11 protein-coding genes are annotated in these 12,925 nt (G+C 45.5%); all 11 read right to left on the bottom strand.

The features are described 5' to 3' along the window. Window positions 1-209: 209 nt before the first annotated feature. The 11 genes from trmH to R8N47_RS13910 all read right to left on the bottom strand — a co-directional run bounded on the left by trmH (window position 210) and on the right by R8N47_RS13910 (window position 12,267). Window positions 210-893, bottom strand: a complete 684-nt coding sequence (trmH, locus tag R8N47_RS13960; RefSeq protein ID WP_017820702.1) for a tRNA (guanosine(18)-2'-O)-methyltransferase TrmH — start codon at window positions 891-893, stop codon at window positions 210-212. A 52-nt stretch (window positions 894-945) separates the two neighbouring features. Further along, the gene (spoT, locus tag R8N47_RS13955) at window positions 946-3,066 is read right to left on the bottom strand and encodes a bifunctional GTP diphosphokinase/guanosine-3',5'-bis pyrophosphate 3'-pyrophosphohydrolase (protein ID WP_225452384.1); all 2,121 of its coding nucleotides are present in this window, start codon (window positions 3,064-3,066) and stop codon (window positions 946-948) included. A 39-nt stretch (window positions 3,067-3,105) separates the two neighbouring features. Beyond that, the gene (gene rpoZ / locus R8N47_RS13950) at window positions 3,106-3,378 is read right to left on the bottom strand and encodes a DNA-directed RNA polymerase subunit omega (protein WP_005379346.1); all 273 of its coding nucleotides are present in this window, start codon (window positions 3,376-3,378) and stop codon (window positions 3,106-3,108) included. A 181-nt stretch (window positions 3,379-3,559) separates the two neighbouring features. Next, a complete protein-coding gene (gene gmk, locus R8N47_RS13945; RefSeq protein ID WP_005379347.1) occupies window positions 3,560-4,183 on the bottom strand; it encodes a guanylate kinase in 624 nt (207 codons plus the stop codon). 448 nt (window positions 4,184-4,631) lie between these two features. Next, window positions 4,632-5,855 (bottom strand): tetratricopeptide repeat protein, encoded by a 1,224-nt coding sequence (locus tag R8N47_RS13940; RefSeq protein ID WP_064376868.1) that lies wholly within the window; start codon window positions 5,853-5,855, stop codon window positions 4,632-4,634. A 9-nt stretch (window positions 5,856-5,864) separates the two neighbouring features. Continuing rightward, entirely contained in the window at window positions 5,865-6,497 is a 633-nt protein-coding gene (locus tag R8N47_RS13935; RefSeq protein WP_005379353.1) for an energy transducer TonB, read from the bottom strand. A 4-nt stretch (window positions 6,498-6,501) separates the two neighbouring features. Next, window positions 6,502-6,909 (bottom strand): ExbD/TolR family protein, encoded by a 408-nt coding sequence (locus R8N47_RS13930; protein WP_005379359.1) that lies wholly within the window; start codon window positions 6,907-6,909, stop codon window positions 6,502-6,504. 25 nt (window positions 6,910-6,934) lie between these two features. After that, window positions 6,935-7,462 carry a MotA/TolQ/ExbB proton channel family protein gene (locus tag R8N47_RS13925; RefSeq protein ID WP_005379363.1) on the bottom strand — a complete coding sequence of 176 codons (528 nt, stop codon included), beginning with the start codon at window positions 7,460-7,462 and terminating at the stop codon, window positions 6,935-6,937. 9 nt (window positions 7,463-7,471) lie between these two features. Then, on the bottom strand, window positions 7,472-8,833 hold the full coding sequence (locus R8N47_RS13920; protein WP_017634999.1) for a MotA/TolQ/ExbB proton channel family protein: 1,362 nt from the start codon (window positions 8,831-8,833) through the stop codon (window positions 7,472-7,474). Window positions 8,834-8,836: 3 nt separating this feature from the next. Further along, entirely contained in the window at window positions 8,837-9,601 is a 765-nt protein-coding gene (locus tag R8N47_RS13915; RefSeq protein ID WP_005379365.1) for a DUF3450 domain-containing protein, read from the bottom strand. A 65-nt stretch (window positions 9,602-9,666) separates the two neighbouring features. Continuing rightward, window positions 9,667-12,267, bottom strand: a complete 2,601-nt coding sequence (locus tag R8N47_RS13910) for a TonB-dependent receptor plug domain-containing protein (protein ID WP_017634998.1) — start codon at window positions 12,265-12,267, stop codon at window positions 9,667-9,669. Between the last annotated feature and the right edge of the window lie 658 nt (window positions 12,268-12,925).

Raw genomic sequence — 12,925 nt, 5'->3', positions numbered from 1 at the left:
GAGCTGTGTTTTTGTACAGGAAAAAATAGTCATGCTTTAGTTAGTGTCATGATTTGACTGATAACCTATCATTCCGAGGAGCTTTAGCGACATCAGGATTCTATTTTCAACAAGTATGTCGCTGAAGTTAACACTATCAGCATCTGTATATTTGAGAATTAGATCCTGAACCACGCTCCTTCGCCGCCGTTCAGGATGACGAAAGTCTGTTACTTGCTTTGCATCTCTTGCCACCACGCGTCATCGGCGATGATTTGACCTTCTTCATCGAGTGGTGGGTAAACGAGCCCTTTTCGTTTCGCGACCTTTGCCAGCACTGGGTGACCACGTTCAAAGAGAATACGGTTGATTGTCTCTTTAGGCAGAGCGCTTTCTTCTCGGTCGTACATGCCTGCGGCTTCACGTTGACGTTGCGCTTCATACAAAATTACGGCACTGGCAACCGATACGTTTAGTGACTGCACCATGCCCACCATCGGGATAATAATGTCTTGATCAGCAAGCTGTTTGGCTTGCTCTGAAGCGCCAACCTTTTCGCTGCCTAAAATGATTGCCGTTGGTTTGGTGTAGTCGATCTCGCGAAAATCGACGGCGGTGTCCGAAAGATTGGTCACCAAAACCTGCATACCTTGCGCTTTGAGTTCGGTAATCGCAGTTTCAATCGAATCGTGAGTATCCACTTCAACCCAGTTACGCGCGCCTGCTGAGGTATGGCTCAGCGTACGCATTTTGTCTGGCCAAATTGCGTGAACTTTGTGTAAGCCTGTCGCGTCAGCGGTGCGGATCACGGCAGAGACGTTGTTTGGCTTATGTACTTCTTCGAGACAAAGTGTCAGATCAGTTTGGCGAGTTTTTAGGACTTGGTGAATACGGTTGTAACGTTCTAGGTTCATATTTATTGAGGTATAAAAAATCGCCACCTAACAGAGTAGGTGGCGATAGAGGTTAGTTCTTTCTGCGTCTGACTCGGGTTGCTTGAGGCATTGCCTTAATCTTACGCATGATACCAGCAAGGTGGACACGATCTTTCGTCGTCAACAGCACAGTCACAGTGTATAGACGACCATCACGTTCTTCCGTTGAAAGGCCATGAATGTTTGATCCTGTTTTCGAGATCACGTTGGTCAGTTCTGCAAGAGCACCTTGGTTGTTAAGCATGTCGACTTTAAGTTCAGCAATGAACTCTTTATCGTAGTCTTCAGACCAAGCGACAGCCATATAACGGTCTGGCTCTTTCTGATAACCACGAACGTTCGGACATGTTTCTCGGTGAACAACCAAACCACGACCAGGCGATACGTGAGCAATAATGTGATCATCTGGGATAGGATGACAACAATTTGCAAACGTCAGCAATAAGCCTTCTGCGCCACGAATCGGAAGCTTCTTCTTCGAGTCCGTTGGGATTGAGCTTGTTGTCGTGAGCTCTTCGGTATCACCAAGGAGACGACGTGCGATCACAATGCTCATCAACTCACCCAATCCAATAGCAGCCAATAAATCATCGATGCTTTCTAGGCGAAGATCATTCAAGACTTCTTGGATATTTTCTGGATAAATTGAATCAATCGAGTGACGGCCAAGTGCGTGATTAAGTAGGCGACGACCTAAAGTAATCGACTCTTCACGACGCATCGTTTTCAGTACTTGTCGAATCTTAGTGCGGGCACGAGAAGTCACGACATAGTTTAGCCATGCCGCATTCGGACGCGCACCAGGGGCACTGATAATTTCCACCGTCTGACCGTTTTTCAATGCCTTACTCAATGGGTAAGGGTTACGATCAACACGAGCACCAACACAAGAGTTGCCTACATCGGTATGTACGGCATAGGCAAAGTCGACAGCCGTTGCGCCTAAAGGTAATTCAACGATACGACCTTTTGGTGTGAAGACGTAAATCTCATCTGGGAAAAGATCGGATTTTACGTTTTCAATGAATTCGAATGAGTTACCCGCGCTTTGTTGTAGCTCTAACAGGCTTTGCATCCAACGCTGAGCTTTCACTTGCGCAGTGGTACCAGACTTGTCGCCTTTGTCTTTGTAAGACCAGTGTGCCGCGACACCTTTGTCCGCCATTTGATCCATATCTTCAGTACGGACCTGAACTTCAACAGGTACGCCGTGTGGGCCAACCATGGAAGTGTGTAGCGATTGATAGCCGTTCGCCTTTGGTACCGCGATGTAATCTTTCATGCGACCAGGACGTGGCTTATACAAGCTGTGTACTTGGCCTAAAACGCGATAACAAGTATCAGCGGTATCAACAACGACTCGGAACGCATAGATATCCATGATGGTGTGAAAGCGCTGTTCTTTGGTTTTCATCTTGTTATAGATAGAGAACAGGTTTTTCTCACGACCAACGACGCGAGCATTCAAGCCGAAATCTTGCAGACGGCCTTCTATTTCGCTGTGAATGCGTTGGATCATCTCTTTACGATTACCACGTGCGGCTTTAACCACTTCTTTCAGTACGCGGTAGCGGTTGGGATATAGCGCCTCAAAGCCCAACTCTTCGAGTTCGGTTTTGATATTGTGAATACCAAGACGATGAGCGAGGGGCGCGTAAATTTCTAACGTTTCACGAGCAATACGACGCTTTTTATCTGGTCGAAGCGCGCCAAGCGTACGCATGTTGTGCGTGCGGTCAGCCAGTTTGATCAGAATGACGCGGATATCTTGCACCATGGCCAGAACCATCTTACGAAAGTTCTCAGCCTGAGCCTCTTTCCTATCGCGGAATTTGAGTTTGTCCAGTTTAGATACACCATCAACCAATTCTGCGACAGTGTTGCCGAATTTCTCTTCGAGATCTTCTTTAGTTACATCACAGTCTTCAATGACGTCATGCAGCAAAGCAGCTTGGAGGGTTTCGATATCAAGGCGCATTTCGGCCAAGATACGAGCCACAGCGACAGGGTGGATGATGTATGGTTCACCGCTAGAGCGGGTTTGCCCTTCATGGGCATCTCTCGCTACCACATAAGATTGACGCAGAGCCTCAATCTGAGGCTCTGTTAGGTATTCTTGGGCAACGTCTTTGAGGCTATCGAATAGATACAAATTATAGGCCCGGGAGGTTGTTGAATTCTAAAGTCAGAATTAACGGTTGTGAGCGATGCTGCTTACTGCCGCTAGCTCTGCCGCTTCTTGCTCTTGCTGTTCTTGACGTTCACGAGCGTCTAGAACTTCTTTAGTAATTAAACCTTCTTCGATTTCGCGTAGAGCGATAACCGTTGGCTTATCGTTCTCTTCTGGCACTAGTGCATCTTTACCGCCAGTTTGCATTTGACGAGCGCGGCGAGCCGCAATCAGTACTAGGTCGAAACGGTTGCCAACTTTTTCAACAGCGTCTTGAACAGTTACGCGTGCCATGAGGACTCCAAATAGTTAACTAAAATTTTAGAATGACGAGAAAGTATACAACCTAACTACTTTATTTACTAGCAATTAGACAAGCCACCGTTTGTGGACTTTCTCAGGTAGTTTATTGTGTTTTTCGCACTGGGCAAAAAACGGGAAATTCTTTATGTTTTACAGCGTGACTTTTTTGAAGTTACTCTGCTAACAACGCGTCAAGCATACCTTTATATTTAGCAGCTTGCTTTTCTTCCTTCAATCTTTCAGCACGCAAGATAGCTTTAAAATCCATCAAAGCGGTATCAAAATCGTCGTTTACGATCACGTAGTCGTACTCGTTGTAATGAGAGATTTCCGACTTGGCTTCAGCCATACGCTTTGCGATCACTTCATCGCTATCTTGACCACGAGTGTTCAAGCGACGCTCTAACTCACCGTTTGATGGTGGCAGGATGAAGATGCTTTTGGCTTCTGGCATTTGTTCACGGATTTGGCGTGCGCCTTGCCAGTCGATATCTAGAAAAACGTCGATACCTTTATTTAGTGTTTCTTCAATCCATACACGAGATGTGCCGTAATAATTACCAAACACTTCTGCGTATTCTAGGAAGTCACCTTTAGCGATCAGGGCTTCAAACTCATCTTTCGCTACAAAATGGTAGTGGACACCATTTTCTTCACCAGGTCGCATGTTGCGCGTGGTGTGAGACACAGACACTTTCATTGCGTAGGTTGGGTTGCGTTCCAACATCGCTGAGATCAAGCTAGATTTACCTGCGCCGCTAGGTGCAGATACGATATAGAGAGTACCTTTGCCCATTGTACTGTTCCACTTTTGATTGGATTGATTGAGTGCCGAAGGAAAGTTCGACATTCTTATAACGATAGCACTGGCATTGAGAAATCAACCACCAAAGGGGTGGATATTGGTGATAATCCCGCCAGAAAAATGGAGGCGAAGAGTATCATGATCTCTATTTTGTTACCAGTTGATCTTTCTGTCTGTGATCGTCTCAGATGAAATAGTTACTTACGCCAGAGTGTTCCTAAACAGCGAAGAAGGAGCGTGATACAGGACTTACCATCCGCGCACTCTGTTATTAAAACCATTTCTACAACCGTTTAGTGTGCTGATTTTAGGTTTAGAGTCCCGATTTGGCTTGCGTGAGTGACTCTGGTTAAAAATAGGGGTTAATAAAGATAAAACGGAAAAAAGGGGAAGCTTTCACTTCCCCAGGCGTGCGACTGACTCACACTTAATCTTCGAATTATCCTTGAGACTCTAGGAAATTTATCCAAGGGCTAACGGTTGACCTGAATTTTGGCGATTGAGCAGCGCCTTTCATCGCCTGCAAGGCCTTTTGTGGTTGCTTAAGCTCGAAATAGGCCATCCCGCGAATGTATTCAAGTTCTGCCTTTTGCTCTTTAGAGGCACTGGATGCCGCGCTTTCTACAAAACGAGTTGCTTCAGAATACTGCTTGTCTTGTATCATTAAGCGAGCAATCTGAATTTGCGTTTTAGCAGAAGGAGCGAGGTTATATGACTTTTTATAAGCGAGAATTGATTTATCTAGCTCTTTAGCTTGCTGCCAGAAACTGGCTAGGCGGTCATAGTTTTCCTTCGTCTTTTCAATGTTTCCAGCTGCCATTTCCTTGTCAAGAGTTTTGGCTGCTTTATATGGAATACCTTGATAAGCCAAGAAGTTTACAAAGCGTAAATATTCCTTCTCTCCTTCTAGTTTCCCCATTTTGTAAACCATTTCTAGGGTGGCTAGAGAGTTGCGTTCTTGACCTAGCTCCATGTAGACACCAGAAAGTTGCATCCAGTAACGCTTTTTCTGAGGGTACTTTGAAGTCAGAGTTTTGAGTACACTGGCAACGCTTTTCAGCTGGCCTAACTCGTAGTGAGATGCAACGAGAATTAAGTACCAAGACTCACTTGGGCTCTTGCTCATCGCGATGGCTTTTTTGGTTGGCGGGATTGCATTTTTGTAATCTTCCAACTGAACATAAGCGCTCGCTAACGTGATATAAGCATGAGCTTGAGGCTTCTCTTTGGTTGTTTCTGCAACCTTGAACCATTCCTTCATCGTTTTTACAGACAACGTATACTTTTCTTCAGCTAGGTAAAGCTGAGCCAAGCTGTAGCGAACTTGTTGAGCAACAGGAACGGGAAGTGCGTCGAGCTGTAATGCTTCGGCAAAGTATTTTGCTGCTTGCACATAATTGTCTTGTAGCGAATACAAAAAGCCAGTCTGCTGAAGTAAAACTGCTCGGTCGTATTTTTTCGAACTTGTGCTTTCTAAAGCGCTTGCTAGTTTTTCTTTCGCTGCTGAATATTTTTCAGTTGCGATCAACTCTTGCACTTTGTTAACGGTTCGAAATGTCCGATCTGATAACTGAGGAGCTTCTTTTGCCATCGTAGGAGCGGCCATTGCCACTCCTACGAAGAGAATTAAAGAAGCCACTTTGCTTTTCCATAAACTTTTCATCGTGACTCCTTAATTGGTTGAGAACTCTATTTCTTGCGATAGGCGCGAGCTAACAGGTTTCCCGTCAACCAATTTTGGTTTAAATGTCCATTTAGAGACTGTTTTTCTTGCCGCTCGACCGAGGCCTAAGCGTCGTGGTTGCTCTTTAAGAACTTTGATGTCCTCTACGGCACCACGTGCGTTGACAGTAAACTCTAATAAGACGACCCCTTTTTCTATTCCTGCTTTCGCAGCTTTCCTAGGCATTTGAGGTTGGAATGTCGCTAGAGGTGTTGGACCTCCGCTACCCGCGAGTTGCGCACCTCCACCCTGGCTATAATGTCCAAGCACCGAACCACCTGTAACATTTACGGGTAGGTCAAGCTTTGGCATATCCATTGGGGTCTGCTCCATCACCGGTTTTACTGTCGCTGTCACTTTCATTTCTGGCGGCGGCGGCGGACGCTTAGGCGGTGGTGGCTTTGGAAGTTCGCGTTTTTTCTCCTGTATTTTTTCGTCTGGTTTAATGCGAATAAACTCGACCATACGCAGGTCATCATTCGACACTAACTCGTGGCGCTCTTTGTTTACTAGCTTGTCCATCCCCCAGAACAACCCGAGGGAGACAATGAGCGCCAGTGCAATTGAGGCCAGATACCGCATAAGCTTAATCCTTATTGGTTGCGGCAATGGAGATGCTTTCTACACCTGCCATTTTGATCTGGTCCATAACCTTCACGACTACGCCAGCATTTGCTTCTGTGTCGGCTTGGATAACAACTGCGCCATCAGGGCTTTCTGCACGAAGACGTTCAATATTCGCGCGAACCGCGTCCACTTCGATGCGGCGTTTATCAACCCAAACATCACCCGCCGCACCAACTGCGACCATGATGTTACCTTTTTTCACGGTTTGCGCAGAGCTTGCCGTCGGGCGGTTTACTTCTAGACCAGCTTCTTTTACGAACGATGTTGTTACGATAAAGAAGATCAACATGATGAATACGATGTCGAGCATCGGTGTCATATCGATAGCGGTTTCATCACTGCTATCACTGCTATAGCGTCTTTTCATGACCTATACCTCTAATTCCATTTACTCAGGCAATATGCTTTAGCTTATCTTCCAGCTTTTGCGTTGTGACTTTGGCTAAATGATCAAGACGTGAACTAAAGAACAGTCCTGATAGAGAAGCCACCATCCCGGCTAACGTTGGGATTGTTGCCTTTGAGATCCCCGAGGCCATTGCTCGAGGGCTTCCTGTTCCTGTTACCGCTAAGATGTCGAATACTTGGATCATGCCAACAACGGTGCCGAGCAAACCCAGTAAGGGACAAAGCGCAATCAACACTTTCACGATTGGCAGGCCCTTTTTATTCTCAATGTCCTGACGAGAAACAATTTCTTGTCGGATCATCTTAGCGTTCCAGCTCTGGTGCTCTGATCGCCCCTGCCATGAGCCAACGGCTTTTTTCATGGCTTTTGGAGCGACGGCAGCAAAATAGAACCAACGTTCTAACAATACTGCCCAAAGCATAAAGCTGAGGATGAAGATGGCGACGAGTACATCGCCACCCATTCCCAAGAAGCGCCTAATTGATTCAAGTTCTCCAACTAACCACCACATAACGCCTCCTTAGCTTTCGGCTTTATGTAGTTTTTCCTGATAGCGAGCGATGAAGCCTGCACTCTGTTCTTCAAGAGTTTGAACCAAACGACGACCTTTACTGTGTACGATGGTGTACAGGAACAGTAGAGGAATTGCGACAACCAGACCAAGCATCGTAGTAACAAGTGCTTCAGAGATACCGCCAGCCATTAGCTTAGGATCACCTGTACCAAATAGTGTGATTGCTTGGAACGTACCGATCATACCCATAACCGTACCCAGTAGACCTAGAAGTGGTGCTACAGAAGCGAACAGTTTGATTGAGCTGATAAAGCGTTCAATGCTCGGTGCGTTACGTAGGATGATTTCGTCCAGTTTCGCTTCCAGATCTTCAAGGTTGTCACCTTTGTGCTCTTGGTAAGCTTGGATAACTTCACCCAGAGGGTTACCAGGAATCACGGTTTCTGATTTCGCTTGCTTACGCATTTTACCGCCAATCACTTGAAGGCGTAGGAAGCAAACTAGAGCAATGATAGCGCCAACTGCACCCATACCAAGGATGACGTAACCTACAATGCCACCTTGATCAATACGTTCTTGAACGGTAGGGCTTTGTACAAGTAGAGACAGAATTACACCACGGGATGGGTCAATAAACAGTGGCTCATAGCTGTTTGACGCTGACTCAAAGCCTGCAACATGACGCGTAATATTGGTGCGAGGCTGTCGAGAGAGTTCTTCGAACTTACCTGTTTGAGGTACATAAGTAACGTACTTACCATCGGCAATCGCGTTAAATTCACCGACAAGAGTAACATCGCGAACCGCTTCTTTACCTTCGCCATAAACAACCGTGGCTTGGGTTGTTGCTGTCTCGCCTGAGGCAACCACTTGTTGAAGAATGGTATGCCAGAATGCTTCTAGCTCTTGTGTTGATGGCAGTTCTTTGCTTTCAGCCAGTTTCGTTAGTAGCGCGTCACGCTCTGGGAACTGAACTGCGTTTTGAGAGGCTGCAAATAAGCCTTTAAACTCGCCCGCATATTGGCGGACCACACCAAACATTTCGCCCAAAGTACCAGAGCGAACACGTAAGGTTTCTGTTAGTTCAGTCAGCTGCTTATCGTTTTCATCAAATGTCGCTTTAAGTTGATCGCCCAGTGCTTGCTGTGAAGCTAGCTCTTCACGAGCCTGTTGCAATAATGCCGCTTGCTTATCTCGGTTGTTCTTGAACTCAGCTTCACGGGCTTTATTCTCTTTTGACTCAACGATGCTTTCTGATTTTACGTTTTTGAGTAGTTCAGATAGGTTTTTAGGCGTTTCTGCTTGTACGCCTGAAGCCATAAATAAGCTCGCTAGTAGACCAGCGGCTAGAGTTTTGAATCCTTTCATCTCTTATTCCTCCCCAGCATATACAGGCAATTTGATTAGCGCTGGTGGCGCTTGCTTCTTCGCGATACGAAGGCCTTGCTGTACCGCTATGCGGTAGCTTTCCGGTAATGTTTCCCATTGACGTGTTTGTTGGTTCCACATACCTGTCTCACCACCGTCTGGAGATTGGAATAAAAGCGCCGTGCGACCAATACGTAGGAAATCGTAAGTCACGGTTTCCCCATTTCTATCTAGGCTAGCTTTGTAAGATTCAATTGAGCGAGAGAAGCCTTCTTCAATTTGGTAGGCTTCCATCACTTTACGGAATTTCTCAGAAGTCGTTACGTCGGCGCGATCCATGAGACGACGAAGTTCTTGGACACGTTTATTACGTTCTTTTTTCTGGAAAGGCAGATCGAGAGTCACAAACTCATCGAGTGCATCGATCATTTTAAGTGTTAGTGGCACTACTTCTGTTGCCGTTTGATCGATCTGAGCAATTTGGTTATTTAATGAGTCCAATTCACCTTGCTGTGATTGAACCATACGATTAATTTGCTCGTTGTAGACTTTCATGCTGTCGATTTGACGTAGTAAGCCTTTGTATTCTGCCAACATGCCTTCAGTACTTTCGGCATAATTGTCGATTTTTTGTTGCGAAGCTTCTGAAGATTGATTTGCTTTTGCTTGTGTGGAAACGACAGCACCAGAGTTGGCCGCTATAGAGCTACTACTGATAGTAAGCAATGCTGCAGCTATGGCACTGAGACCAAATTCCTTGAATTTCATGGTTGCATCCTTGTCAGTGTTTTAGTCAGTCGAAAAGGGCGCGGAAAACCCGCGCCAAATATTTTTTAGAAGTCGTATGATGCCTCGACGTATAGCTGACGTCCGATTGGATCGTCATACCCAGTTGCATAGAATGGAGAGGTATCGCTTAGAGGATCTGCAGGCGGTACTTTGTCAAACATGTTGATAGCACCAAGAGTTACACGACCACTCTCGTTGAATTGGTAAGAAGCCGTTAGGTTCCACGTTGTCATACTAGCGATTTCTGCTTTGTAACCCGCTTTTTTAGCAGAATCACAGTCATCAAAGTAGTAACGGTTTGCGTAGCTTGAACACATACGGTCGCGGTATTTACCAAATAGGTTGATAGCGACATCTTCATATGCCCAGCCAAGATTTAACGTTGCGGTGTATTCAGGCATGAAATCTCTTTCATCCGTTACAGGCTCGCTGTCGTTTTCTTGATATTCAGCAATCAAGATCTTCGTTACAGCAACACGCGTGTTAAATGAACCGAACTCATTAGTGTCGTATGCGTATTTGATCGCTAGGTCAATACCAGAACGCTCTTCATACGACTGGTTCACTGGACCATAGGATACCGACTTGATGGTGCCATCTGGGTTACGAACGACTTCAGTACCTGGGTATTTACCTGGATCGTTAATTACGTCTTGGTAAGTTGGTGCTGTTACGACGTCTTCCATCTTGATGTGGTACCAGTCAACAGTTACACCAAGATCATCCACAGGCTCCCACGCTAGGCCCAAGTTAATGTTTGTACTTGTTTCTTCTTTCAGCTCAGAGTTAGGGCCATTAAGCGTATCGAAGTACTGAGTATCACACTCTGGGTACTTGTCTTTATCTTGTGGGCCGCTACCACCAGCGTTGGCACAAAGCACAGGGTCAAAACCAGAACCAAAGCCTCGAGTTTGATCACCAAATAGTCGCTTCAAGTCTGGAGCTCGGAAGCCTAGACCGTAGCTACCACGTAGCAATAGGGTGTCAGTAGGACGGTATGCTAGGGCTACTTTAGGAGTGAATGCGCCGCCAGTTGCCGAGTCGTCGAAGTAGTGGTCGTAACGACCAGCGACAGTCATTTCTAAATCTTCAATGATAGGAATAAGAGCTTCAACACCAAGACCAATCTGATCGCGGTCACCGCCGCCTGATGTTCCACCTAGACCAGAGAAACCACCAGCTGCTGTTGTCGCATCAATCGTCTCATTGTAGTCAGTACGGTTCCATTCACCATAAACAGCAAAGCCAGACATACCTGCAGGAAGTTCAACCAAATCACCAGCCAGTGAGCCGTTAACAGAGTAAAGCTTTGAGTAAGCTTCTTTGCTTGAAGTGCCGCTGTATTTGTCTACAACGTCTTGAGAGATAGGCCCTAGAAGATCGACATCACCATTTTGTACAGCTTGGTCGAGAGTTAGGAAGATTGCTGGGTTGCTTGTTTCAACGCTTTGCTCAGAGTAACCAGCGGATAGGTCCCAATCATACGTATCAGCAAGCAGGCCGTTCAAGCCTAAGGTTAAGCCAAAAGAATCGGCTTCAGTGTTACTTTCGCGTGGTCCAAATTCGACCATACGGCGAGTGTATTCGCCTTCGCCGCGGAAGTGAGTGGCATCAACTTCAACGCTGTAAGGGTTAGGTTCGAATTCAGATTCTGTAGACTTGTAGCCAAAACGGGCTTCTGCCATGGCAGTGACATTGTCGTTAATGTCCATTTCACCACGTAAAAGTAGGTCTACTTGTTTGTTTTCTGGTTTTAATGTTCGGTATGCAGAGCGGTTAACACCACACTTTCCATCCGCTCGTTCAATCGCGGCATCACCAACGACTTCTTTACAGGAAGAACCAGCATCAGCTGGTGTTAGAAGTGTTCCGTTGGCGCCTTCAAAGTTTGCACCGTAGCTAGAGTAGCCACTTAGCTGAGAACGGCTAGAACCGTCATCGCCAGCCCAATCATCTCGGTCAGATTGCTTTAGCATTTCGTTGCCCGCAAATTGGCCAACGAAGAGAATACGTTTGTCGTCAAAGTTTTTGCCAGCTACAACGTCTAAACGACCATTTTGGTAACCACCATCCGTCGCGTCACCCGCGCGTACTTTTACAGAAACGCCATCAAAGTCTTTCTTTAAAATGAAGTTTACGACACCACCGATTGCGTCGGAGCCGTAGATAGCAGAACCTGAGTCGGTCATTACTTCAACACGCTCAATAGCGGCGACAGGGATTTGGCCGATATCTTGGAAGTTAGATGTACCATCTTGTGCTAGCGGGTATTGAGGAAGACGACGGCCATCAATAAGAATCAATGTGCGTGACGCGCCAAGGCCACGTAAGTTGACTGACTGCGCTGCTGGTGTAAACGAGAAAGAGTCTGTTTGAGCCATTACACCACCTGTGTTTTGGGTCAAACTGTTCAATACGTCTTGCGCGCTGTTAAAGCCTTTAGACTCAATGTCTTTACTATTAATAACAGTAACTGGTGAAGGACCTTCCATATCCGTCGTGGAGATACGCGAACCAGTAACTTTCATCTTTTGAAGTTTTTCAACTTGCTGCTCTTCTGCCAGTGCTGTTGCTGGGGCTGCAACTGCTGCTGTCCCCAAAGCAAGGCTTATCGCAACAGATAAAGCGGTTGTGTTTTTATACATCCTTGTTGCTCCGATTATTATTATTTCCTATGTCTGGCCGCATAGCGGCCAAATGTGACGTTAATATTTCGTTAACGTTCGGCCAATGTATAACCGAGATGAAAAAAGGAAGTCAAACCAGTGGTAAACGGGGATGCTTAAATGTAAAAAAGATGTAAATAACCAGGCTTTATTTAAAAGGCGGAATAAAAAACCGAATAAGGTTTATGAATCGAGATTAAATTTCAATAAAACACCGTATTTTGTGTTTCTTATAAACTTTAATGACTTATCTTGCCTATGGTTTTTTAGTGGGTAATTGAATCTGGAAAAAGATATTTTTCCAGTGAATTGTTCTGAGATGAGTTTTATATCGAATCCATACTTTGTTAGCTCGAACTTATTAGGTGGTATCAAAATATGATACCCATTGCTGTTAAAGGGCTCACTCGTATTTTTAGGTCAAATATAACCTTGGATTATGTGTCTATTTATGTGTGTAGGGTGCATTTTTATGTAGGGTTTTGGCTCTAAACAGCCTAGATTGATATTCTGTATGAATTATTTTTGTGGTTTTTTATAATTTTTTACAAAAACATTTCTGTTTTTCGACATCGAAGGAAGTTTGTCATGTTTTGGTTTCAAACACTTGAAGCTGATGTGGATTCAAGATAAATAT

This window comes from Vibrio sp. 2132-1, from assembly GCF_033344315.1.
The sequence above is the reverse complement of the archived record's forward strand: the minus strand, read 5'-3'. Positions and strand labels throughout refer to the sequence as shown.

What these genes read in the sequence shown, in the direction of transcription:
- R8N47_RS13935 (WP_005379353.1), bottom strand. Translation starts at nt 6,497, where the DNA reads ATGCGGTATCTGGCCTCAATTGCACTGGCGCTCATTGTCTCCCTCGGG.
- R8N47_RS13910 (WP_017634998.1), bottom strand. Translation starts at nt 12,267, where the DNA reads ATGTATAAAAACACAACCGCTTTATCTGTTGCGATAAGCCTTGCTTTG.
- R8N47_RS13925 (WP_005379363.1), bottom strand. Translation starts at nt 7,462, where the DNA reads ATGTGGTGGTTAGTTGGAGAACTTGAATCAATTAGGCGCTTCTTGGGA.
- gmk (WP_005379347.1), bottom strand. Translation starts at nt 4,183, where the DNA reads ATGGGCAAAGGTACTCTCTATATCGTATCTGCACCTAGCGGCGCAGGT.
- trmH (WP_017820702.1), bottom strand. Translation starts at nt 893, where the DNA reads ATGAACCTAGAACGTTACAACCGTATTCACCAAGTCCTAAAAACTCGC.
- R8N47_RS13920 (WP_017634999.1), bottom strand. Translation starts at nt 8,833, where the DNA reads ATGAAAGGATTCAAAACTCTAGCCGCTGGTCTACTAGCGAGCTTATTT.
- R8N47_RS13915 (WP_005379365.1), bottom strand. Translation starts at nt 9,601, where the DNA reads ATGAAATTCAAGGAATTTGGTCTCAGTGCCATAGCTGCAGCATTGCTT.
- R8N47_RS13940 (WP_064376868.1), bottom strand. Translation starts at nt 5,855, where the DNA reads ATGAAAAGTTTATGGAAAAGCAAAGTGGCTTCTTTAATTCTCTTCGTA.
- R8N47_RS13930 (WP_005379359.1), bottom strand. Translation starts at nt 6,909, where the DNA reads ATGAAAAGACGCTATAGCAGTGATAGCAGTGATGAAACCGCTATCGAT.
- rpoZ (WP_005379346.1), bottom strand. Translation starts at nt 3,378, where the DNA reads ATGGCACGCGTAACTGTTCAAGACGCTGTTGAAAAAGTTGGCAACCGT.